The 334-nt window shown below is 57.2% G+C and carries 1 protein-coding gene; it reads right to left on the bottom strand.

The features are described 5' to 3' along the window. Positions 1–143 precede the first annotated feature (143 nt). Positions 144–334 (bottom strand): hypothetical protein (locus MXD62_RS10685; RefSeq protein WP_248829154.1); only part of this gene is annotated, 191 nt, incomplete at its 5' end.

Below are 334 nucleotides of genomic sequence, written 5' to 3'. Positions count from 1 at the left end.
GAGACAGTTCCGGATCGGATACCGTCTTACCAGATGGGGGCCGCTGATAACGCTCATAGTGTAAGAAGCCTGATGGATGTACACTTGCAGCGGTTGGAGTGGTGCAGCAGGTTCCGGGTAGAATGGCAGCGGGAGTACGTTGCTCATGCTAGCCCAGGCATTCTCCGGCCGAAAAGCTTCCGGTCGATAGAGCCAGCCTGCGCCAGCTCCTTTGCCTGCAGCGGCTGTTTGGTTGGCTGATTGCGGAAGCGCCGCCAAGATGTTGGCAGGATAGGCCGCAGCCAGATCCTGTAGATGAAGTGGTAAACGCCCTTTTCGCTGATAGGTGCGATAC

This window comes from Frankia sp. Mgl5, assembly GCF_023242985.1.
GTDB lineage: Bacteria > Actinomycetota > Actinomycetes > Frankiales > Frankiaceae > Parafrankia > Parafrankia soli.
Note: the sequence above shows the minus strand (reverse complement) of the source record. Positions and strands in the feature narration are given on the sequence as shown.